This window comes from Anaerohalosphaeraceae bacterium, from assembly GCA_037479115.1.
GTDB lineage: Bacteria > Planctomycetota > Phycisphaerae > Sedimentisphaerales > Anaerohalosphaeraceae > JAHDQI01.
The window spans coordinates 1-21909 of record JBBFLK010000035.1; the positions used below are offsets into that span (position 1 = coordinate 1).

The 21909-nt window shown below is 54.8% G+C and carries 18 protein-coding genes; 9 read left to right on the forward strand and 9 right to left on the reverse strand.

Annotated elements, in window-relative coordinates:
- Positions 1–139 precede the first annotated feature (139 nt).
- The 3 genes from umuD (at position 140) to WHS88_12030 (ending at position 3177) form a co-directional block, all read left to right on the forward strand.
- Positions 140–565 carry a translesion error-prone DNA polymerase V autoproteolytic subunit gene (gene umuD, locus WHS88_12020; GenBank protein ID MEJ5260903.1) on the forward strand — a complete coding sequence of 142 codons (426 nt, stop codon included), beginning with the start codon at positions 140–142 and terminating at the stop codon, positions 563–565.
- The gene (locus WHS88_12025) at positions 529–1821 is read left to right on the forward strand and encodes a Y-family DNA polymerase (protein MEJ5260904.1); all 1293 of its coding nucleotides are present in this window, start codon (positions 529–531) and stop codon (positions 1819–1821) included. Before umuD ends, WHS88_12025 begins: the two co-directional genes overlap by 37 nt.
- A 192-nt stretch (positions 1822–2013) precedes the next feature.
- Positions 2014–3177, forward strand: a complete 1164-nt coding sequence (locus WHS88_12030; protein ID MEJ5260905.1) for an 8-amino-7-oxononanoate synthase — start codon at positions 2014–2016, stop codon at positions 3175–3177.
- A gap of 284 nt (positions 3178–3461) precedes the next feature.
- Here WHS88_12030 and WHS88_12035 read toward each other — a convergent pair whose 3' ends face one another.
- Genes WHS88_12035 through WHS88_12070 form a run of 8 tightly spaced genes read right to left on the reverse strand, consistent with a single transcriptional unit; the run spans position 3462 to position 12711 of the window.
- The gene (locus tag WHS88_12035) at positions 3462–4508 is read right to left on the reverse strand and encodes a prolipoprotein diacylglyceryl transferase (protein ID MEJ5260906.1); all 1047 of its coding nucleotides are present in this window, start codon (positions 4506–4508) and stop codon (positions 3462–3464) included.
- A 6-nt stretch (positions 4509–4514) separates the two neighbouring features.
- The gene (panD, locus tag WHS88_12040; GenBank protein MEJ5260907.1) at positions 4515–4871 is read right to left on the reverse strand and encodes an aspartate 1-decarboxylase; all 357 of its coding nucleotides are present in this window, start codon (positions 4869–4871) and stop codon (positions 4515–4517) included.
- 38 nt (positions 4872–4909) lie between these two features.
- Positions 4910–5767, reverse strand: a complete 858-nt coding sequence (gene panC / locus WHS88_12045) for a pantoate--beta-alanine ligase (GenBank protein ID MEJ5260908.1) — start codon at positions 5765–5767, stop codon at positions 4910–4912.
- Positions 5755–6855 (reverse strand): 2-amino-4-hydroxy-6-hydroxymethyldihydropteridine diphosphokinase, encoded by a 1101-nt coding sequence (gene folK / locus WHS88_12050; GenBank protein MEJ5260909.1) that lies wholly within the window; start codon positions 6853–6855, stop codon positions 5755–5757. Before folK ends, panC begins: the two co-directional genes overlap by 13 nt.
- Positions 6852–8084 (reverse strand): LL-diaminopimelate aminotransferase, encoded by a 1233-nt coding sequence (locus WHS88_12055; GenBank protein ID MEJ5260910.1) that lies wholly within the window; start codon positions 8082–8084, stop codon positions 6852–6854. The genes folK and WHS88_12055 overlap by 4 nt, the downstream gene beginning before the upstream one ends.
- Positions 8085–8102: 18 nt before the next feature.
- Positions 8103–8891: a phosphoribosylformylglycinamidine synthase I gene (gene purQ, locus WHS88_12060; GenBank protein ID MEJ5260911.1), complete on the reverse strand. Its 789-nt coding sequence runs from the start codon at positions 8889–8891 to the stop codon at positions 8103–8105.
- A 26-nt stretch (positions 8892–8917) separates the two neighbouring features.
- The gene (gene purL, locus WHS88_12065) at positions 8918–11812 is read right to left on the reverse strand and encodes a phosphoribosylformylglycinamidine synthase subunit PurL (protein MEJ5260912.1); all 2895 of its coding nucleotides are present in this window, start codon (positions 11810–11812) and stop codon (positions 8918–8920) included.
- Positions 11813–11838: 26 nt separating this feature from the next.
- On the reverse strand, positions 11839–12711 hold the full coding sequence (locus WHS88_12070) for a prephenate dehydrogenase (GenBank protein MEJ5260913.1): 873 nt from the start codon (positions 12709–12711) through the stop codon (positions 11839–11841).
- 208 nt (positions 12712–12919) lie between these two features.
- Between WHS88_12070 and WHS88_12075 the strand changes: the two genes are divergently transcribed.
- The 6 genes from WHS88_12075 (at position 12920) to WHS88_12100 (ending at position 21200) form a co-directional block, all read left to right on the forward strand.
- On the forward strand, positions 12920–13999 hold the full coding sequence (locus WHS88_12075) for an acetyl-CoA carboxylase carboxyltransferase subunit alpha (protein MEJ5260914.1): 1080 nt from the start codon (positions 12920–12922) through the stop codon (positions 13997–13999).
- An 85-nt stretch (positions 14000–14084) separates the two neighbouring features.
- Positions 14085–17099, forward strand: a complete 3015-nt coding sequence (locus WHS88_12080) for a DUF5060 domain-containing protein (GenBank protein ID MEJ5260915.1) — start codon at positions 14085–14087, stop codon at positions 17097–17099.
- A 117-nt stretch (positions 17100–17216) separates the two neighbouring features.
- On the forward strand, positions 17217–17678 hold the full coding sequence (locus tag WHS88_12085; GenBank protein ID MEJ5260916.1) for an FHA domain-containing protein: 462 nt from the start codon (positions 17217–17219) through the stop codon (positions 17676–17678).
- 279 nt (positions 17679–17957) lie between these two features.
- On the forward strand, positions 17958–18995 hold the full coding sequence (gene rlmN / locus WHS88_12090; protein ID MEJ5260917.1) for a 23S rRNA (adenine(2503)-C(2))-methyltransferase RlmN: 1038 nt from the start codon (positions 17958–17960) through the stop codon (positions 18993–18995).
- Between the two features lie 2 nt (positions 18996–18997).
- Entirely contained in the window at positions 18998–19645 is a 648-nt protein-coding gene (locus WHS88_12095; GenBank protein ID MEJ5260918.1) for a glycerol-3-phosphate acyltransferase, read from the forward strand.
- The gene (locus tag WHS88_12100) at positions 19599–21200 is read left to right on the forward strand and encodes a GNAT family N-acetyltransferase (GenBank protein MEJ5260919.1); all 1602 of its coding nucleotides are present in this window, start codon (positions 19599–19601) and stop codon (positions 21198–21200) included. Before WHS88_12095 ends, WHS88_12100 begins: the two co-directional genes overlap by 47 nt.
- Positions 21201–21202: 2 nt before the next feature.
- On the opposite strand, the gene WHS88_12105 is transcribed toward WHS88_12100, so the two are convergent.
- Positions 21203–21778 carry a sulfotransferase domain-containing protein gene (locus WHS88_12105; protein ID MEJ5260920.1) on the reverse strand — a complete coding sequence of 192 codons (576 nt, stop codon included), beginning with the start codon at positions 21776–21778 and terminating at the stop codon, positions 21203–21205.
- Between the last annotated feature and the right edge of the window lie 131 nt (positions 21779–21909).

The following is a 21909-nucleotide window of genomic DNA, read 5'->3' on the forward strand; positions in this document are numbered from 1 at the left end:
AGCTCGTCTGGAGGCACGCTTTCATAAAATCATTCCCGCGAAGGCGGGAATCCAGGCCTTTCTCCCCGCAAGTCCGTTTGACATCCTTCTCTGTCCCGAGTATGCTGTGGGGATAGAAAAACCGCAGGGATTTTGAAAAATGGCCGTGATAAAATCCATTCACCGTATCAGGCGAAGCAAACGGGCTTTCCCGGTTTTTACCGCCCGGATTCGGGCTGGTTTTCCCTCACCGGCGGCGGACTATGAAGAAAACAAACTGGACCTGAATCAGTACCTTATTAAAAATCCCCCGGCCACTTTTTTCGTACGGGTTTCGGGCGACTCGATGGAAGGGGCCGGCATCCATGACGGTGATCTTTTGGTGGTGGACCGCTCCCTCGAGCCCCGCTCCGGCAGCGTTGTCATCGCTGTCATCAATGGAGAACTGACGGTTAAGCGGCTTCGAATCAGACGCGGCAAGCCCGTGCTCGAACCGGAAAACAGCAAATACCCTGTCCAGGAAATTAAGAAAGAAACGGAGTTTGAGGTATGGGGTGTGGTAACCAACGTCATTCATCCGTTATAGGTCCGCTCTTTGCGCTGGTGGACTGCAACAACTTTTATGTCTCCTGCGAGAGGGTCTTTAATCCGAAACTGCACCGCAGGCCGGTTGTGGTGCTGTCCAACAACGACGGCTGCGTCGTAGCCCGCAGCGAGGAAGCCAAAGCCCTCGGCATCCCGATGGGAATCCCCTACTTCCGCGTCCGGGAGCTTCTCGAAGACCATCAGGCCGCCGTCCTTTCATCCAATTATACCCTTTATGCCGATATGTCGAACCGCGTGATGCAGACGCTGGCGACGTTTACCCCTTCTTTCGAGATTTATTCGATTGACGAGGCCTTTTTGTCCCTTCAGGGGCTTTCCGGCGACCCGCTGACCATCGGCCGCCGCATCCGCCGCACCGTCCTTCAGTGGACGGGCATTCCTGTTTCCGTCGGAATCGCCCCCACCAAAACCCTGGCCAAAATCGCCAATCACTGGGCCAAAAATCATCCAGACCTCGAAGGCGTTTTCGATATAAGCCGAACGGAATGCCTTCCATCTATTCTGGAGCAAATCGATATAGAAAAGGTCTGGGGCATCGGACGCCGCCTTTCCGAAAAACTCCGGCCTCTGGGCATCCGAACTGCTTGGCATTTAGCACAGGCAAATGCCGGCTGGATTCAGAAACGTTTTTCCGTCAGTGCAGCCCGAACGGTTCTGGAACTGAGAGGCCAGGTGTGTTTCCGGCTGGAAGAATCGCCCGAAGTCAATCAAAATATTATGGTCTCGCGGAGTTTCGGTCAGCCCGTCCGGACGATTGAACATCTGCAGGAAGCGGTCAGCACCTACCTGTCGCGGGCGGCGGAAAAACTGCGGCAGCAGAAACTATGTGCTCAAATCCTGACCGTTTTTGCCCGAAACAGCCCTTTTGGCAGTGCCCCTTTCTGCTGTCCTTCGGCATCCTTTATCTTCGAAACCGCTACGCAGAGCACCCTCGAAATGATGAAAGCCGCTCAAACCCTCCTTCCCCGGGTGTACCGTCCGAATATTGCATTTCACAAAGCCGGCGTTTTGCTGAGCGGATTGGTGCCGGCCGACAAAGTCCAACCCAACCTGTTCGACAATGTGTCTGTCCGCCGACGGGACAATCGGCTGATGCAGGTTCTTGACCGCCTCAATGCCGCCCGAAAACAGGTCTTCTTTGCCTCTGAAGGAATTCGGCAACCCTGGCGAACCAGCTTCCGGTGTAAATCCCCCGCGTTCACAACCCGATGGAGCGACCTGCCCATTGTTTCATAAAACAGACAACTCTTCACTCTGATACCTGATAACTGATGACTGACAACTGATAACTGACCTGCAATTTCCTATTTGCCGACTGTCCACGAAGCCTCAAAAAGTCAAAAAGAAGGCAGAATCTTGCTAAAACCGCCTGTTGGCCGGAAAATGATGTTTTTGCCGACGAATTTCAGAGAAAAAGGCGTAAAACGAATGCACGGATTTGAAGATTTTGAACAGGAATTGTCAGCTCTGGAGGCGGCCAAATTGCGGCGCCGGCTGCGGACAATTGCCGAGATTCACGGAACGACGGTCCGCACAGCCGACCAGCCGCAGCAGAAAGTGTTGTTTTGCAGCAACAATTACCTAAATCTGGCCGAGGACGAACGCATCCGCAAGGCCGCTATCGAGGCGATTCAAGAATACGGCTGGGGGGCAGGAGCATCCCGGCTGATTTGCGGAACCCTCCGTCCACACACGGAGCTGGAGGAGGCATTCGCTGACTGGGTGGGCAAGGAGCGGGCCCTGTTTTTCCCCTCCGGCTGGTCAGCCAACCAGACCATCCTGACAGCCCTGCCGGCCAGGGGGGATTTGGTGCTGATGGACCACCGCTGCCATGCATCGATTGTGGATGCCGTGCGGACAAGCGGAGCTGATTTTCGGACATACCGGGATGAAAGCGACAGCCGGCTGAAACGGTTTTTGGCGGATGCAAAATACCGCCGCAAGTATATTGTGACCGAAAGCGTCTTTTCGATGGACGGAGATTTGGCTCGGCTGGATGTGCTGGCGGAACTGAAGGAACAGTTCGGAGCGGTGCTGATTGTGGATGAGGCACACGGATTGGGCTGTTTCGGCCCGAGCGGTGCCGGACTGGCCGAAGAGATGGGGATTTTGGAGAAAGTCGATATCCTGATTGCCCCGCTGGGCAAGGCGGCCGGATGTGCAGGAGCTCTGGCGGCGGGGCCGGCGGCGGTCATCGACCTGCTGATTAATCGAGGACGGCCCTTGATTTACACCACCGCTGCTCCGGCGGCCTGTGCAGCAGCCAGCCTGACAGCCATTCGAATTATTCAAAACGAGCCCCATCGCCGTCAACGTCTGGCGGAAAACGCCGCCTATCTGCGGACTCAGCTGACGCAAATGGGACTGAACATCGGAAAAACGGCTTCCCAGATTATCCCGGTAATATTAGGCGAAAGTGAAAAAGCGCTCACCTGGGCGAGCCGACTGGAAAATGCAGGGTATTTCGTAATCGCCATCCGCCCGCCTACTGTACCGAAAGGCACGGCCCGCCTTCGACTGAGCATACAATACGCTCACACACAAGAGCAGATGGACGGCCTCTGCCGCATCCTCAAAGGGCCGGCTGAATAATGAGCCGGACAATTTTTAATCTCTGCTTTTCCGCAAAGATCACCGCCACTTCCACAAACCCTTATCATTCCCCGCAACCTCTGTCATTTCCGCGCAGGCGGGAATCCAGGCCTTTTTGGGTTCGACGGAAGCGCCCGTTCCCTTTTCCCCGGGCTTGCGCCCGGGGCTATATCTCTCGCCAACCTCTTTGACACACTCCAGCTTATTCTTCTTCGATCCCGCGACTTGTCCTTCGAAGCTTCAGCGAAGAAGGAAGGCGGGAATCCAGCTTTTTTGACAGATTTTTAACAGTTGCTTTTGGCTTTGGAGGCTTTTTTCTTAGGGGAGGAAGCGGGAGAAACAGCGGGCAGCGGAGACGGCTTCCAGAGCGAATAGGCAATTACACAAATCCCAAACAAAATCAGATAAATCGCCATATTCTGCGAGATGGTGCCGCCCCGATACAACAGCCAGAAACCGCTGTATTCAAACGGATTGTCATCACGGAGGGTTTCGAGAAAGAAACGGGTAAATCCATAGAGGATGAGCATCGCACCGGCCGTTACTCCCGGCCGCGTCCGGCCGAACTTCTTCCAGAGCCCCAAAAGGACGGCTGCCAGCAGAAAACCGTTGGCACTCGAATACAGCTGCGTGGGATGAACCTTCAGACAGCGGTATGGACCTTCGGATACCTGCTTCTGCTGTTCGGATGTAAGCTGCTCAAAAGGTTTCAGATAGGCACTGTGTTTGTTGGCCTCATCAACAGGCAGCCAGGAACCATCCGGGGCGGGAATGCCGAAATAATCGGCAGGCAGGTCCAGATAGGGCTTGTCTCGATGACGGCTGGGGTCGGGATGAACCTGATGAAGATAGGCCAGGGAGCCGTAAGGGAACCGAACCCCCCATGGCAGTTCGGTGCACTTGCCGTAGCAGCAGCCGCTGAAGAAGCACCCTATGCGTCCGAAGCCGATGCCGACCATCAGCCCGATGGCCAGCACATCAAAATACAGACGAATGGGGCGTTTCTGCCTTTTCAGATAGAGCCAAAGAACCAGCAGAGCCGTCAGGACTCCGCCGAGCAGTTCCACCCCGCCCTGCCAAATAGCAAAGACCTCCAGCCAGCGCCCGACAAACAAGTCCCTGTGATGAACAACAAAGAAGACACGGGCCCCAATGACGCCGGCGATGAGGGCATAGACGGCGGCATTGCCGAGGATGTCCGGGTCCTCACCGAGCGGCCGGATGAGCCGACGCATCAGCCACATCGCCGCCAAAAAGCCCAGCACAACCATCACGCCCCAGCTTTTGACGGTTTGATGCAGAAACGGGATTTCAAACAGTTCCGGATGCATCAACTTTTATTTCAGAAGCGAAAAGTTGTTCTGTTCATCACAAAGGATAACACGGGGTTTGTGGGTTTTGATTTCGTCCGGTGTAAAGTAGCCGAAGTTCATCACGATGACAATGTCGCCGGGGCTGAAGAAGCGGGCGGCGGCTCCGAGCACAATCAGCGATTTGCTGCCGGCCGGCGCCGGAACCACATAAGTTTCAACACGGGCCCCGTTGGAAACATTGGCCAGCAGGACTTCTTCATAGGGAAGAATCCCCGCCGCCTTCATCATGTCTTCGTCGATTCCGACGCTGCCGGGATAGTCAATCTTTGTATCGGTTACCCGGGCGCGATGAATCTTGCCTTTTAATGCCTTGATAAGCATCCGCTCTGTTCCTTTCTCACAAAAAAGGGTATTGTACCTCAAGCGGACGGCGTGTGCAAGTCTATCAATAGATTGTCAATAAGACGAGTCGTTCCGACGCGGGCGGCGGCGGCAGCCAGAACGGGCATCCGAATCTCCGTCATCGGCCGGAGGGTCTGCGGGTCCACCAGTTCAAAATATTCAAGAAACACATCGGGCTGGTCAAAAAACGGCCGCACAGCCCGGCGGATTTCATCGGGATTGGTTTGTCCGGACTGGATGAGTTCCCTGCATTTCTGAAGGGCCTGCGAGAGGCAGAGGGCTTTTTTCCGCTCGGCCTTGGACAAATACTGGTTGCGGCTGCTGAGGGCCAGCCCGTCCTTGTCGCGAACGGTGGGACAGACCCGAATCTCAAGCGGAAAGTTGAGGTCCCGAACCATCGTTTGAATGACGACGGCCTGCTGAGCGTCCTTTTGACCGAAATAAGCCACGTCGGGCTGAATGATATTGAAGAGTTTTGCACAAACAGTGGCCACGCCGCGAAAGTGTCCCGGACGATGGGCCCCGCAGAGTCCTTCGGTTACTTTTTCGACGTTCACCCAGGCCAGCTGTTCCCGCGGATACATCTCTTCGGCCGACGGAGCAAAAACCCAATGAGCGCCGAGCTTTTCACAATAACGGACGTCGGCATCAAGAGTCCGCGGATAGCGGGCCAGGTCCTCATTCGGGCCGAACTGAGTGGGATTAACAAAGATGCTCACAATCACCGTATCACATTCAGATACAGCCCGTTGAATCAGGGAGCCGTGACCTTCATGGAGGGCCCCCATTGTCGGAACCAGTCCGATCCATTTGGCGGCGAAGCGTGCCGCCCTGACTTTTTGCCGCATTTCAGATATGGTCGTTATGACTTCCATGGTTTTTCTCCGGCCAGATAATAGGAGATTTCCTTTGCGAGAGGAAAAATTTGTTCCGGATGAACACATTCGGCGGCATTCAGGCGAATCACAGGACAAGCCGTCCAGCGGGCGAGGATGTCTTCGTAGCCGCTCCGCTGGGCCTCCAGAAAAGAGGCGTCAATCCCCTGCTCATAGGGACGATTCCGGCGTCGAATGCGTTCCAGGCAGTTCGAAACCGTATCTTCCAGAAAAATCACCAGAACGGGCGTATGGACCTGGTTGGCGACAGACTCATACACCTGCATATATTGGTTCAGCGCATCGGAATCGAGCCATTGCCGGGCGTAAATGAGGGCCTTGAAAAAAACGTAATCACTGACGGCAATCCCCTGTCGGAGCTTTCCATCTTTGCGGAGCTGAGAGGTGCTGCTGCCCAGAAAAAAGAGTTCCGAATCGAGCGCCAGATGGGACTGGCCGTGATAGACCTTTTCGAGAAACGGATTTTTGTCGTATTCCTCTTTGAGCAGATGGGCAGAAAGAACACCGGCCAGACGCTCCGCCAGCGTGGATTTGCCGACACCGATAAGCCCCCCTATCGAAATCAGCTGAAGCCGCCCCGGGTCCAGAGCAAAATTGCCGCCGTTGAGCCGCTGAGCAAGAACACGAAGCGGACGGTGCAGGCGAGGACACACAAGGTCAGGGTTCAGCTCGAGAAGCCCCTTCAGGACAAAAGAGCGAAGATGCATTTGGGAATGCGGTACAACCAGGTCGGGCTCCTCGAGAACGAGGGTATCGTACAAGAGCAGGTCCAAATCAAGCGTTCGAGGTTCCCACCGGCCGTTTCGCTGCCGGCCGAATCGGTTCTCCGTCTGTCTGAGCAGGTCGAACAGCTGCCGGCAGGAAAGAGTTGTGACGATTTCAGCCGCGGCATTGAGGTATTCAGCCTGTTTCAAATCGCCCAGAGCGGGCCAGCGGGTCAGTGAACTGACCCGCAACGACAAAACCCCGGCCTGCTGCTGCAGATATTGTGCCGCCCGGCGAATGGTTTGTTCGCGCTCGCCCAGATTGCTGCCCAGTCCGACATATGCTTTGACGGCGCCGCTCATATTTGCAGAGAGGCAAAACGGTCCATCGCCTCCTGAACTTTCTGGGGGTGATTGAAGGCACTCAGCCGGAAAAACCCTTCTCCGGCGGCCCCGAAACCGGCTCCCGGTGTGCCCACAATGTGCACTTTTTCCAAAAGCAGATCAAAAAATTCCCATGAGCCCATCCCCTTGGGGGTTTTCAGCCAGACATAAGGAGCATTTTGACCGCCGTAAACGGAATAACCCAGCCGGCGAAGGGAGCGGCACATCAGGTCGGCATTTTTCATATAAATCGAGAGGATTTGCCGGATTTGTCGGCGGCCTTCCGGGGAATACACAGCCTCGGCGCCCCGCTGCGTGATATAACTGACGCCGTTGAATTTTGTGCAGTGACGGCGATTCCAGAGAGGTTTAAGGGCAACCGGTTTGCCGTCGGCTGTATAAGCCGTCAGCTCCTCCGGAACGACGGTAAACGCACAGCGGACACCGGTAAAGCCGGCGGTTTTGGAGAAGCTGCGGGATTCGATGGCAACTTTACGAGCTCCCTCGATTTCATAAATCGAATGCGGAATCGATTCATCCTGAATGAACGCTTCGTACGCGGCGTCAAAGAGAATGACGGCCTTGTGCTCGAGGGCATAATCAACCCATTTTTTCAGCTGTTCCCGCGTGGCCACCGCCCCCGTGGGATTGTTCGGATAGCAGAGATAAATGAGGTCCACCGGTTCTTTGGGCAGGTCCGGAACAAAGTTGTTTTCCGGCGTGCAGGGCATATAAACGATTCCGCCGTAACGGCCGGAGGCATCAGCCGGTCCTGTTCGGCCGGCCATCACATTCGTATCGACATAAACCGGATAAACGGGGTCGGTCACAGCTACTTTGATGTCAAGTCCGAAGATTTCCTGCAGGTTTCCGGTATCGCATTTGGCTCCGTCGCTGATGAAGATTTCGTCCGGTGAAACCTGGGCTCCTCTTGCCTGATAATCGTTTTCCGCAATGGCCTTGCGCAGGAATTCATAGCCCTGTTCAGGGCCGTAGCCGCGGAAGGTCTCCGGACGGGCCATCTCCCGAACGGCCTGTTCCATCGCCGAGCAGACGGCCGGCGGAAGCGGCTCGGTTACGTCGCCGATGCCGAGTTTGATAATCGATGCGTTCGGATGCGTCTTGGCAAAAGCCGCCACACGTCGGGCGATTTCGGGAAACAAATACCCGGCCTTGAGTTTGAGAAAATGTTCATTGACTCGAATCATAGGTGCCTCAAATCATTTTTAAAAATGCTCACGAATATACCGGACGGCATTGGTAAAAATCATCATTCCGTCCGTCGGTTCCTGTTCATTGATTTTCAATCGCGTCCAGTGCGGATGCTGCGTCCAGCGAACAAACCGCTCCGGATGGGGCATCAGGCCGAGGATGCGTCCGGTGGAATCCGTCAAAGCGGCGATGTCATCGACTGACCCGTTCGGATTGACGGGGAACGGCCCCGGCTTGCCGGAGGCATCCACATAGCGAAAGGCGGCATAGCCGCCCTGGCGGACCTGCTCGAGAGCCGCAGCGTCTTTGGCAGCCAGTTTGCCTTCGCCGTGAGCAATCGGCAGGTAGATTCGCCGGCCCGGGTCCAGAAAAACGCAGCGGTCGGTGCCGGGCTGCAGATAAACCCAGCGGTCTTCAAACCGCCCGCTGTCATTGTCCGTGAGGGTAAACGAGGTCTGTCCGCCGCCGTTAAAGCCCGGCAGAAGACCGGTCTTAATCAGCACCTGAAAACCGTTGCAGATTCCGAGAATCAGCTTGCCTTTTTCCAGAAAAGTCATCATCGCATCCTGCAGATGATGAAGAATCTGATTGGCCAGGATTTTTCCGGCGGCGACATCGTCCCCGTAGCTGAATCCGCCCGGCAAAACCAGAATCTGAAATCCGTCGAGCAGGGCCGGATTTTCCTTGAGCCGGTTGATGTGAACCCGCTGAACGGCGGCACCGGCCAGTTCCAGCGCATGCTGGGTTTCCAAATCACAATTGATTCCGGCGGCTCGAAGCACAACAGCGTGAACAGTCGTCATACTCTATGCAATCCTCACAAAAAATTTCACCCGAGGGAAAGGGGATTCTTCCAGGCCGATTTGAGCGTATCCAGGTCGGCATCAATCACAAGCCGCTGATGAGCATCGCGAATCTGCAGCCGCGGCTGTTCCACCACCTCGCCGATTTGCCCAAAGGGCAGATTCAGCATCCGTTTGGCAAAGGCATGATAACAGGCAGGCGTCACTTCCACCAGGTACCGCGAATTGGATTCGCTGAAGAGCTGCTCAGCGGCCGTCCGGCAGTCCGGGGAAACCGGCAGCCCGCGCAAATCCGCCTGAATGCCCAGCCCGCCGGCAAACGCCATCTCCGCCAGAGCCGCCGCCAGTCCGCCTTCCGAACAGTCGTGGCAGCTGCGCACCAGACCGTCGGCAATCGCCTCGGAAAGCCGCTGGGCGATTTGCGGGGCCAGATTCAGGTCAACCGTCGGCACCGTCCCGCCGGTTTGACCATACAGACGGCTCAGATGAGAACCGCCCATCTCTTTGCGGGTCAACCCCACAATAAAGAGAAAGTTGCCGGGCTCCTTCAGGTCCATCGTGACGCATTTGCGAATATCCTCCACAATCCCTATAGCACTGATCAGCAGCGTCGGCGGAATGATAATCCGCGTGCCGTCCTCGCAGACAAACTCATTGTTCAGTGAATCTTTGCCGGAAATAAAGGGGGCTCCGAAGGCCTTGGCCCCGTCATAACAGGCCTGAGCGGCCCGCACCAGCGAGCCGAACGTTTGCGGACGGGAACAGTCGCCCCAGCAGAAATTATCCAAAAGGGCAATCCGGTCAAATCGGGCGCCGACGCAAATCAGATTGCGGACGGCCTCATCGATGCCGGAAAGAGCCATCCGATACGGGTCCAAATCGCCGTAGCACGGATTCATCCCGCAGGCAATCGCAATTCCGCGGTTGGAATGATATTTGGGACGAATCACCGCCGCATCCGAAGGGCCGTCGTTGGCAGCCCCCATCAGGGGCTTTATGACGCTGCCGCCCTGCACTTCATGGTCATACTGGCGAATAATCCATTCCTTGCTGGCGACATTATAAGAGGACAAAATCGCCAGCAGGTCTTCGGTGTAGGATTCTTTGGACGGAAACGGAGGTTCCGGCAGGCACGGCGTTCGCCAGACGGCTTTGCGGCTGTATTTGCAGATGCCTTCGTGGAGAAAATCCATCTCGAGCTGGCCGACCTGGACGCCGTTATACCGGAGTGTAAGTTTCTTATCATCGGTAAATCGGCCTATCACGGTGGCCTCGACATCTTCGGCGGCAAAGAGGTTCAGAATCGCTTCCAGATTTTCGGGCTTGACGGCGATAACCATCCGCTCCTGGGCCTCGCTGATCCAGATTTCCGTATAGCTGAGCCCCTGATATTTGAGAGGGACTTTTTCAAGGTTCACCTCCGCTCCCAGCTCGGCTCCCATTTCGCCGACAGCGCTGCTGAGCCCCCCTGCTCCGCAGTCCGTAATGGCTTCATACAACCCCGCATCCCGGGCCTGCAGGAGGGTGTCGAGCATCTTCTTTTCCGTGATGGCGTTTCCAATCTGCACGGCGTGCGAGAAAATCTCCTCGTGCTGATGGGTCATTTCCCCGCTGGAGAAGGTAGCGCCGTGGATGCCGTCGCGTCCAGTGCGTCCGCCGACAACCACAATCAAATGGCCGGTCTGCGGATGTTTGAAGCACTTGTCGCGTGGAATCAGACCGACATTCCCGCAGAAGACCAGCGGATTGGCAATGTATCGATTGTCAAAATAAACCGCCCCGTTGACTGTGGGGATGCCCATACGGTTCCCATAGTCCCGCACCCCGGCAACGACCCCTTTCAGAACCCGCCGGGGATGCAGCACCCCCTTGGGTACCTGGTCATGGGGTGTATTCGGCAGGCCGAAGCAGAAAACATCCGTATTGGCGATGGGTTTGGCTCCAAGGCCGGTGCCCATCGGGTCCCGGATAACACCGCCGATGCCGGTGGCCGCTCCGCCGTACGGGTCCAGGGCGGACGGATGATTATGGGTCTCGACCTTAAAGCAAACCGCCGTATCCTCATCAAATTCAATCACGCCGGCATTGTCCGAAAAAACCGAAATGCACCAGGGTTTGCTCAATTCCTGTGTGGCCTTAAAGACCGTCTCTTTGAGGAGGTTGCTGAAGTGAAATACCTGCCCGTCGCATTCGAACTCCACACTGCTTTTGAGCGTTTTGTGAACGCAGTGTTCGCTCCACGTTTGCGCAAGCGTTTCCAGCTCGATATCCGTCGGCTCCCGTCCGATGCGCCGGTAGTAGTCCTGTATGGTCTGCATTTCGCGAAGATTGAGGAACAAGTCTCGCTGGCGGCTGAGGCGGACAAGCCCTTCGTCATCCAGGTCGCGAATCGGCAGTTCAATCAGCTTGAGTTCATAGGGACGCGTATGAGGGCTGGGGGGTTCGGCCTCTGAGCCGATGACAACCTCTTCGATGCAGTCATTGGCCAGAACACGGCGGATAATCCGGTCGCGGTCTTTTTCGGTCAGCGCTCCGAGCAGAATATACTTGCGGGCCGTTCGAACATGCTCAACCGTCCGGGCCCCCATATCCCGGAGAGCTAATAAGACGGACTCCGCCACCGGGTCGGTTACACCGCTTTTCAGGTGCACTTCCAGAACACTGGCGGGCATCGGTCCGGCCGGCACTGTACTGCGCCCGATTAAAAAGTCCTGACAAACCGGGTCGCAAAGGAGTTCCTGACCGACCCGCCGGGCAAACGCTTCGTCAAAATCGGCTTCAATCAAATACACTTTGGCAAAGATAACTTCCTGAACGGACGAAACCCCGCATTCGCGGATATCGGCCAAAACGGCCTGTCCGTGCACATCGCGAAAACCCGGTTTGCTGGAAACTTCAAAACGCCACAGTTTGACAGTCATGGCCTGCTTACAACTCCGTATGAAGATTAAAAGAGTTCTTTCTGTTTGAGTTTGGCGGCAATCATTTTTTCCCGCTTGGAACGAGCTTTTTCGAGCAGACGTTCGATTTTCCGCTCATCCTGCTGCGAGATGGCCGTCCGAATTTTTTTTAATTCCGCAATCAGCCGGTCAATTCCCTGAATGCAGTTGCGCGGATTGGTCAGGAGAATATCCGTCCAGATATTGGCCGGGCCGGAGGCCACCCGGGAGGTATCCAGAAAGCCCTTGCCGGCAAAAGGCAGGATATCGGCGCTGTTGGCGTTCACGAGAGCCGCCGCGGCAATATGAGGCAGATGGCTGATATGTCCAAAGATGCGGTCATGACGCTGGGGCGTCATAACCAGAACCCGGCAGCCCAGCCGCTCCCAAAACTTCTTTAACAGGCGCAGAGCCGACAGCCGGGTGGAGGGAGTTTTCGTGAGAATACAGTTGGCCCCGGCCAGCAAGTCATCCCGGGCAAAATCCACCCCTCTTTTTTCGGAGCCGGCAATAGGATGCGAACCTACATACGCAATGTTGGAATCAAAAATCTCCCTCGCCCATCGGTGAGCCATCAGCTTGGTTGAACCGACATCGGTAATGACGCAGGAAGGTTTTACAAAAGGACGAATCTGCCCAAACAATACCGGAAATGTCCTTATTGGTGTAGCAAAGATAACTACATCTGCATCCCGAACACATTCCTCGAGCGAGTCGGCAATTTCTCCGGCGACCTGGAGCCGACGGGCCTTTTGACGGGTCTGTTTGCGGTGGCTGAACCCGCAGACCCGAACCGAAGGGAAAGCCCGCATAGCCGCTAAGCTGATGCTGGCTCCCAACAGACCCATTCCGACAATGCTGATTTTCTTTAAATCTTTCATTGAAAATTACTTACAGCAAAAAACAGAGAATTGTAATGTTTTAAGAAAGTACCGCCGGGGCTTCCGAAAGTCAATTTTTTTCTTTCTTTTGGACCAAGAAATTGGTATGATAACCACCCAGATTTCAGGACAAGAAAAAGCGAAAATCATGGTTCTGAATCATCGAAAGATGTTCAGAGTTTTTTTATTTATAGGAAATCTCTAAACGATGAGCAGTGCAAACAGCAGCCAGCCGGTTCCCTATCTTCCTTTTGAGGAAGAGGTAGCCAAGATTGACCAGCAGATAGCCCAGTTGGAAAGCGAAGATTCCCTTCAGGGCAAGCATGCCATAAAAATCCGCCAGCTTCAGGTCCAGCAAACGGAGCTGCTGCAGAAGATTTACAGCAATTTAACGCCCTGGCAGACGGTTCAGGTAGCCCGTCACCCGCGCCGGCCGCTTTTAGGGGATTATCTGAGCATGATGTTCAAGGATGTTCGGACCCTGCACGGGGACCGCTGCTTTGGGGATGACAAGGCGATTGTTACGGCGCTGGGGCAAATCGGCCGGCACAAGGTGATGATTGTCGGGCAGAACAAAGGACGGGAAATCAAGGAAAAAATCGCCTGCAATTTCGGCTGTCCAAACCCGGAAGGCTACCGCAAAGCACTGCGGAAGATGAAGTTTGCCGAAAAATTCGGGCTGCCGATTGTAACCCTGATTGACACCCCCGGGGCCTATCCGGGAGTAGGAGCCGAAGAACGGGGCCAGGCCCAGGCCATCGCTGTCAATCTGATGGAAATGTCGCGCCTGCGGGTCCCGATTGTTTGTGTGGTCATTGGGGAAGGCGGCTCAGGCGGCGCTTTGGGAATCGGAGTCGGCGACCGACTGGCCATGCTCGAATATGCTTATTACTCGGTGATTTCACCGGAGGGCTGTGCGGCGATTCTCTGGCACGACGGCACCCAGGCGCCGCAGGCAGCCGAATCGCTGAAACTCACGGCGAAAGAACTGATTAAACTGGGGGTAATCGATGCAGTTATTCCGGAACCTCTGGGCGGTGCGCATCGAAATCTGCACGACACGCTTTACAACGTCGAACAATATCTTGTGCGGACACTCAATCAGTTAAAACGCAAAAGCATCGATGAACTGCTCGAAGCCCGCTACCGGAAACTTCGTTCCATCGGCGAACACTGTCTGAACGCCCAGGAGCTCAAACCTCACATTCCGGAGCGGTTGTCGGCCAAGGCTCAACTCGAAAAGGCCGCACGAGAAGCTGACGAAGTCAAGGTTGAAATCCAGCAATAACGGACCGTTCCGCTCTTGAAAAACGGCGGCAATTTTGGTCTAATCTTAATCAGATACGGCTGTTTGGGATTCGAGGAGAGGTCCAATGACAAGCCGCCGAAAACGGAGGGGACAAACCAAGTATCCGCATATGTGCGGATTCTCCATATGGCTATTTGGGCTGCTCCAAATGAATGCTTTCCCCGCCGCGCTGACCTCCTTTTCCCAGAACGCCGACACGCTCGAACAATACAAAAAATACGAAGCCGTCTTCACTCTCGACACATCCTACAACAATCCATTTGATACAGATATTGTGGAAATCTGGGCGGAGATGACCTGTCCGGATTCAACCTCACTGTATGTGCCCGCTTTTTATTACCGTTCCTATCAAGTGAGCGGTTCGAACCCGGAAACCTACTCCAATCCGGGACCGGAACAGTGGCGATTCCGTTTCTCCCCCACGCAGGTCGGGCCTTATACGTATTCGCTTTATCTGAAGGACACATCGGGGACTCAAACGCTTTATACCGGCGGACATTTTGTGTGTATTCCGGGGCAAGAGAAAGGATTTATCCGGATTCATTCCGACGGTCGGACCTTTCGATATGACAACGGTCAGCCGCGCATTCATATCGGGCGAAATGTCGCCTGGACCGGCAGCGGCTGGGCGGGTCTGGCCGGCTTTCGGCACTATTTCGAACAAATGAACCTCGTCGGCGAAAACTGGGCGCGCATCTGGATGTGCCCGTGGAGCGGAGACGGCGGACTGATTCTCGAATGGCGGGGACATCCCTACTTTGAGGGTGTGGGGCGGCTGAGCATGCAGACGGCGCAGCGGCTGGACAGCATCATCGAGGCCGCCGAGCAAAACGGCATCGCCGTTCAGCTGACCCTGCAGTATCACGGGGCCTTCAGCACGCGCGTAAATCCAAACTGGAACGAAAACCCCTATAACCAGCTCTATGCATCCGAAGGCGGATTTTTATCCGCTCCGGAAGAGTTTTTTACAAATCCGGAGGCCATCCGTCTGACCCGAAATAAATATCGATATATTGTCGCCCGCTGGGGATACTCGCCGGCGATTTTTGCGTGGGAATTGTGGAATGAGGTCCAGTACACCGGCTCGGAGGCACGAAACTGGTGGACGGCTGCGTATCGCGAAGAAGTTCGGCAATGGCATCAGCAGATGGCCGCCTATATCAAAAGCATTGACCCGCATCGGCATCCGGTAACTACGAGTGATTACTATCAGCTGTCGTCATCACTGTACGAGTTAAATGAGATTGATATTGTGCAGGAGCACTTTTACGAAAGCCCCACAATTGACACGGCCAGGAAAATGCTTCCGGCTCTTTGGGAACGTTTTCATAAGCCGGTACTGGTCGGGGAGTTCGGTAATATTTCCGAGAATATGGACGAGGACCGGCTGCTGATTCGCAACGGCATCTGGGCGGGTTTCTTTCTGGGACAAAGCGCTCACCCCTGGTGGTGGGACCGGATTGACCCTTACGGCTGGAGCGAGGATTTTCTTCCATTGAGTCTTTTCGCCCAAGGGGAGGATTTGGCCGCATTTGCCCCCCTGCCTCGGGCCGTCGGAGGCAACGAAATCATCGTCGCCGAACCACTGATGGACGGTTTCGAGGATGTGCCGATCGAGGGACTGCATTGCCATCAGAGGGATGATAGTTTTACAGGACAGGCGTTTTTGTCCGTCTATCTGCATGCACCGTGGAGCAATAAAAAATCCAATCCTTATTTTCACGTGAATATGCCGGAGGCAGGACAATTCATCCTCTTTGTTAAAAATGTCTCCGGAGCCGGGGCTTCTATTCAGATGACAATCGACGGAAATACGGTCTATTCACAACCGCAGCCGGCAGGCGGGAGCAATTATCAAATTTCTGTGCCGATTTCAGCCGGACCCCATACCGTTCGAGTGGTTAATTCCGGGCCGGACTGGATTGAAATCCCGCGGTATGAGTTTCGGCCGAATACGGTTTCGTTTGTAAAGACACTGGGGCTGGCCGGACAACAACGGGCCCTGGTCTGGATTTATGACATCGACAGCCAGGAAGGACGAACCGCCCATGGTTGGATTGAGGGCCAGACGCTGACGGTTCGGGGACTGGATGACGGCTGGTACAATCTGGATTATTTCCTCACAAGGGCGCCGGGCGGAGCGGCTTACGGAACATCCGCTTACTCCTCCGGCGGTATCCTTCAGAGCCCCATCCCGATGTTCGAACGAGATGTCGCCGTGAAGATTACGGACGTGATGGATTTGGACAATCTGGCCGCCCTTGCCGGAGAATGGCTTCAAACCGGCGGCAATCTCGCCTGCGACTGGACGGGGGATGGACGCGTCGATGAAAAGGATTTTGCCTGGATGGCCGGACGATGGATGCTTTTGAAGAATTATCAGAATCCCCCGCTGGTGCTTTCGGCCGGTCAAAATCAAACGTTGGTTCTGCAGGGAGGCACAACTCCTGCGGTCCGGATGAACCCGACGGTTCGGGCCTTAGGACCGCTGACGTTTGAATGGACGCTTCAATACACAGGACCGGCCCAGCCGATTCCGCGAATCGAAGACATTTGCTCCAATGCCTTTGAGCCGAATCCTTCGTTTTCTTTTTCCCAAATCGGCGTGTATCGGCTGACACTTACCGTGACGAATGCCCTGAACCAATCGGACAGCGCCGATGTGAGCGTTGAGGTGCTTTCCTATCCGAGGCGGTTTGAAGCGGAGGATGCCGACCTTTCGCAATTGGTCGGCGGCAGCAGCGGGGTTTACAATGACCCAACGGCCGGCGGCGGACGGTATTGCCTGATAGACTGGAGCGGCACACCGCGCATTATCTGGACGGTTCAGGCCCCTGCCGCAGGGATATACAACCTCTATGTTCGTTCACAAGGCGTCTGCTGCTACAGCGGACGAGGGGATTATCTGAAGGTCAACAATGGGCCTAATCAGTTTTTCCAATTCGGCAATACACCGGACGGCCGATGGACCCTTTTCGGACCGATCCCAATTTCCCTGAATGAAGGGACAAATACTATCCAGATTATCCGCAGCTGGGGCGGAATTCGGTATGACTATATTGAACTGCCGGACCTATAAAGCCGAGCATACACCTCTTTTATCTCTTTTTTTGTTTTGTATTGCAAACAGCACTTATGTATAGATATAATCAGAATATGGGAACTGTTAGAACCCTCTATTGGAAAGGAGCGCCGGATGGAGGTCAATCTGATTCTCTTCAAAAAAGACGGCAGTACCCGCACCTTTCATCTGCCCAGCACCGTTACAGTCATCGGCAGGAGAAAAGACTGTGACCTTTGTGTACCGCTGATGTCTGTTTCCCGCCGGCACTGTGAATTGAATCTGGACCAGGGACGGCTGAGCGTACGAGACCTCGGCTCGAAAAACGGCACCTTTCTGAATGGAGTAAAGGTTTCTGAATCGCCGGTCAAGCCGGGGGATGTACTGAAGATTGGGACACTGTATTTCGGGGTTCAGATAGACGGACGGCCTGAAAATATAGAGACGATGCGTCCGGCAGAGGTCCCCCCGGCCGCCCAGCCGCCGCAGAAAAAGACGGTTCCGGCAGAGGACTCGTTTGAAGACATTATCGATGAGATTTCCGATATTGACCTGAACCAGACCCTCGGCGAGAGCAGCATGGGAATAAACCCTTAGTGCGGCTGATTAAAATCCCCCGTCCGCCCTGCTCCACCTGTTTCATCCTGCGCGCCTCCCTGTGTAACTCTGTGCAGTCCACTGTGATTCCCCCGAGTCTTCCGTCATTCCCGCGCAGGCGGGAATCCAGACCGTATCATTTTTATGAAGCTCTTGATTCAAACTGGACAGTGAATCCGATGCGAAAACAAATCGAAAAGACATATCTTTTCCAACTGATTGTGTTTCAGGTTTTCCTAAAAACGGGGTTGTGGTATATTGAACAGGATGGATTATGATTTGAAGAATAAAACACGGGCGGAGTTGACCGAGCTGGTTGTCGGGCTCGGGCAGAAACCGTACTGTGCGGATTATCTTTTTACCTTTCTCCACCAAAAGCACATTTCTAATCTTGACCGGATTACTCCCCTATCGAAATCCTTTCGCAAGCAGTTAGCGGATTCAGGATATCGGATATCCTCGCTAACCCTTCTTGAAAAGCAGACAGACTCGGATGGAACAGCCAAATACCTGTTCGGCCTGCCGGACGGCGGCTCGATAGAAAGCGTGCGGCTGACGGACAAAGGGCGGGTTACGCTGTGCTTATCTACCCAGTCGGGCTGTCGGATGGGGTGTCGATTCTGTGCAACCGGTCGGATTTCTTTTGAACGCAATCTGACCGCAGCGGAGATTGTCGAGCAGGTTTATCAGATTGAGGCCGAATCAGGACCGGCAGATAATCTGGTCTATATGGGGATGGGAGAACCGCTGGACAATGCGGAAGAAACGGCCCGGTCACTGGAGATTCTCCACGATGAAAAGGGGCGGTTTCTCGGGATGCGGCATATCACAGTCTCTACTTGCGGACTGTCTGAACAGATTCGACAGATGACCGAATGGACCGTTCAGCCGCGGCTGGCGATTTCGCTGCATTCGGCGGATGACCTTCTGCGGCAGGAATTGATGCCGATTGCCCGTAAAGAACCGCTCAAACGGCTGATGGAGGCCGTTCGTTATTACCAGAAACAGACCGGCAGGCGGGTAACCTTTGAATATTGTATGCTCAAAGACATCAACGATTCGCACGAAGATGCGACCCTGCTGATTCGCCTGATAGGGAATCTGAAGGCCAATGTAAACCTGATTGAAATGAATCCCTATCCGGGCTGTCCGTATGAAGGCAGCCCTCCGGCCCGAATCAAAGCGTTTGCCGCTCGACTGGAAAAAGCGGGAATCGAGACGGTGATTCGGTTTAAGCGAGGCCGCTCGATTCTGGCAGCCTGCGGACAACTGGGAGCCCAGCGGCTGAAAGAGCTCGACAAGAAAGGAAGCGGCTGACCATGCTGTGGAAAAACGTCCTGGCGGTTTTGCTCAGTTATGGACTGGGCTGCCTGGTGTCGGGGTATTACCTGGTGCGATGGAAAACCGGACAGGATATCCGCACCCTCGGCAGCGGTTCGGCCGGTGCACGAAACGTCGGTCGGCTTTTGGGAAAATGGGGATTTTGGACGGTGCTGGCGGCGGATATCCTGCGGGGAGCGGCGGCAAGTTCGGTTGCCTGGGTTTTGGGTGTTCCAACTCCTGTAAAAACCTTCTGTATCCTAGCCGCCGCCGTGGGACATATCTTCCCGATTCAGCTTGGTTTTCGCGGAGGCAAAGGGCTTGGAGTGTCTTTGGGGGCCCTTTTGGTCTTTGACTGGCGGATTGCAGTAGGAAGTTTTCTGGTATGTGCGGTCTTGTATTTCCTGAGCCGGCGCTATATGCTTAGCGGAATGATTTCGGTGCTCACGGTTCCGGCTTTTTCCGTTCTGCTGGGACTGCCGATAAGCACCACAGGCATTTTGACTGTGTGGGCGGCCCTGATTCTGCTGGCCCATCGGAAGAATCTGATTGCGCTCTATGCAGGCAAAAACAGTTCAGAGGGAGACGGAGCTTATGGAGATGGGGAAAAGCGCGACCGAAACTCTGACCGAAGGATACACCTTTAAGATTGCCACTGAGCCATGGGAGTTTGAACAAATCCTCTCGCTGAATTATGAAACCTTCGTAGAGGAAATCCCGCAGCACCCCGCCAATCCTCATCGAATCCTCCGAGATGCTTTTCATGAGGAAAACACCTACATAATCTGTACAAAAGACCAGCAGGTGCTCGGGATGCTGGCCGTACGGGGAAAGCGTCCCTTTTCGCTGGACAAGAAACTGGAAAATCTGGATGCCTATCTTCCGGAAGGGCTGACGCCCTGCGAAGTCCGTCTGCTGGCTGTGAGGAAGGATGCCCGCCGCAGCCGAATTGTCCGGGGCCTGCTGGCCAAAACAACGGCTTATTGCCTCGAACAAGGATACGATACGGCTTTAATCAGCGGCTATTTGAATCAGGTACCGCTGTATCGGCATTTGGGGTTTGTTCCGTTCGGCCCGATTGTCGGCAGCGGGCAGGCCCGGTTTCAGCCGATGTACCTGACAGTGGAGCACCACACCGCCGCCAAAACTTCTTTTGTGCCGCAAAACGTTGTCCCGGTCAATCTGCTTCCGGGCCCGGTAGAACTGTCCAGGACTGTCCGGGATGCCCTGGCCGCACCGCCTATTTCTCACCGAAGCAGAGAATACATGCAGCTGCATCATCGGACACAGGAGCAGCTTACAAAATTGGTTGGGGCCAAGTTTGTCCAGATTCTGACCGGCTCCGGTACACTGGCCAACGAAGCCATTGCCGCACAGCTGACCCTGCTGGCGGGCAAGGGACTGATTTTGTCCAACGGGGAATTCGGCGAACGGCTTATTCATCAGGCCGGCCGGTTCGCGCTGGATTTTGAAACGCTGCGGCTGCCGTGGGGGAATGCTTTGGAGGAACCTATTCTTCACCAAACAATCGAGCGGATTCCGTCGCTGAGATGGATATGGGCCGTCTGCTGCGAAACCTCTACAGGAATGCTGAATGACCTTACTCTGCTGAAAGGCCTTGCCCGCCGATATGGTCTGCACCTCTGTCTGGACTGCATCAGTGCCGTCGGCAACGTCCCGCTTGACTTGAGTGATGTGTATCTGGCCTCGGCCTGCAGTTCAAAAGGCCTTCGTTCTGCAGCAGGTCTGGCATTGGTCTTTTACAATCATACGCTGACCCCTCCGAGCAGACCGCTGCCGGCTTATTTAGACCTATACACTTACGAGCAGGCCGACGGGGTGCCGTTTACGATTGCCTCCAACTGGGTGAAGGCCTTATCGGCCGCTCTGAATGAATGTGATTATTCATACCGTTATTCACAAATCGCCTCTCTTGACCGGTGGCTTCGGAAAAAATTAGCCGCTTTGGGCCTGTCCACTCTCGTCCCGGAAGAAAAATCTTGCCCAGGAATTCTGACCCTGCCTTTACAGAAACCGCATGACTCCCGAACAATCGGAGACTCCCTGAAAAAGGCAGGGTTCTGGGTCAGTTATGAGAGCGGCTATCTATTAGAGAGAAACTGGATACAGATTTGCCTGATGAGCCCTGTTTCCCAAAGCCGGCTGCGCCCGCTTTTGGATACTCTCAAACAAGTTCTCTAAACTCAAGAGCTCCGATTCCGATACAGGCTCGGATCGACACTGGCTGCCATCGCCTGGACATTCAGGCCGCCGCCTAAGAAATCACTGATTTGCTTAGATTGAGCCAGCGGGTTTTCTATCATCGCTCGATAATCGACAGTAAAGACGGAAAAATGGGGCTGACGGTCAAGCCACTGCCGGCAGCGGGCTAATTCCGACTCAAACAAGAGGGCCATTTGTGCATCTTCTTCAGGGGTGACGGTTTTGCCGGCCCGTAAAAGCATTTTCCGTTGAGAGGCAAGGACTTCCTGCATATCCCGCTGCATAAAAAGAACCCGATACTGATACCCTGCCGGCAGGTCGTAAAGAAGCCGATAGACCATTTTGACGGCCTTGCCGGGGGCCTGCTGAAGCCAGGAAGGGTCTTCCTTGGTCTTTTTGACCGGCTCAAATTCGTAATAGCCGCGGGGATTGTCCTCATCCGGCTTTCGGATATGGTCTGCCAGAATAGGGATTCCCCCTGCCTCCAGTGCCCGCATCATCATGGAGGTGCCGGAACGAGGCAGTCCGGAAACAATTACGATAAAGTCCGATTTCATAAGCAGTTGTCCTCAAAAGCAAGCTTTCTCTTGCGGCCGAAGGCCATCGGGGGTATAGTATAGTCAAAAAGCGCCTGTAGCTCAATTGGATAGAGCATCGGTCTTCGGAACCGAGGGTTGGGGGTTCGAGT

Excerpts from the sequence above, each read along its gene's own strand:
- WHS88_12085 (MEJ5260916.1), top strand. The coding sequence starts at position 17,217 with ATGGAGGTCAATCTGATTCTCTTCAAAAAAGACGGCAGTACCCGCACC.
- WHS88_12030 (MEJ5260905.1), top strand. The coding sequence starts at position 2,014 with ATGCACGGATTTGAAGATTTTGAACAGGAATTGTCAGCTCTGGAGGCG.
- WHS88_12100 (MEJ5260919.1), top strand. The coding sequence starts at position 19,599 with ATGGGGAAAAGCGCGACCGAAACTCTGACCGAAGGATACACCTTTAAG.
- panD (MEJ5260907.1), bottom strand. The coding sequence starts at position 4,871 with ATGCTTATCAAGGCATTAAAAGGCAAGATTCATCGCGCCCGGGTAACC.
- WHS88_12070 (MEJ5260913.1), bottom strand. The coding sequence starts at position 12,711 with ATGAAAGATTTAAAGAAAATCAGCATTGTCGGAATGGGTCTGTTGGGA.
- WHS88_12035 (MEJ5260906.1), bottom strand. The coding sequence starts at position 4,508 with ATGCATCCGGAACTGTTTGAAATCCCGTTTCTGCATCAAACCGTCAAA.
- purQ (MEJ5260911.1), bottom strand. The coding sequence starts at position 8,891 with ATGACGACTGTTCACGCTGTTGTGCTTCGAGCCGCCGGAATCAATTGT.
- umuD (MEJ5260903.1), top strand. The coding sequence starts at position 140 with ATGGCCGTGATAAAATCCATTCACCGTATCAGGCGAAGCAAACGGGCT.
- purL (MEJ5260912.1), bottom strand. The coding sequence starts at position 11,812 with ATGACTGTCAAACTGTGGCGTTTTGAAGTTTCCAGCAAACCGGGTTTT.
- WHS88_12105 (MEJ5260920.1), bottom strand. The coding sequence starts at position 21,778 with ATGAAATCGGACTTTATCGTAATTGTTTCCGGACTGCCTCGTTCCGGC.
- WHS88_12055 (MEJ5260910.1), bottom strand. The coding sequence starts at position 8,084 with ATGATTCGAGTCAATGAACATTTTCTCAAACTCAAGGCCGGGTATTTG.
- folK (MEJ5260909.1), bottom strand. The coding sequence starts at position 6,855 with ATGAGCGGCGCCGTCAAAGCATATGTCGGACTGGGCAGCAATCTGGGC.
- panC (MEJ5260908.1), bottom strand. The coding sequence starts at position 5,767 with ATGGAAGTCATAACGACCATATCTGAAATGCGGCAAAAAGTCAGGGCG.
- WHS88_12095 (MEJ5260918.1), top strand. The coding sequence starts at position 18,998 with ATGCTGTGGAAAAACGTCCTGGCGGTTTTGCTCAGTTATGGACTGGGC.
- WHS88_12025 (MEJ5260904.1), top strand. The coding sequence starts at position 529 with ATGGGGTGTGGTAACCAACGTCATTCATCCGTTATAGGTCCGCTCTTT.
- WHS88_12075 (MEJ5260914.1), top strand. The coding sequence starts at position 12,920 with ATGAGCAGTGCAAACAGCAGCCAGCCGGTTCCCTATCTTCCTTTTGAG.
- WHS88_12080 (MEJ5260915.1), top strand. The coding sequence starts at position 14,085 with ATGACAAGCCGCCGAAAACGGAGGGGACAAACCAAGTATCCGCATATG.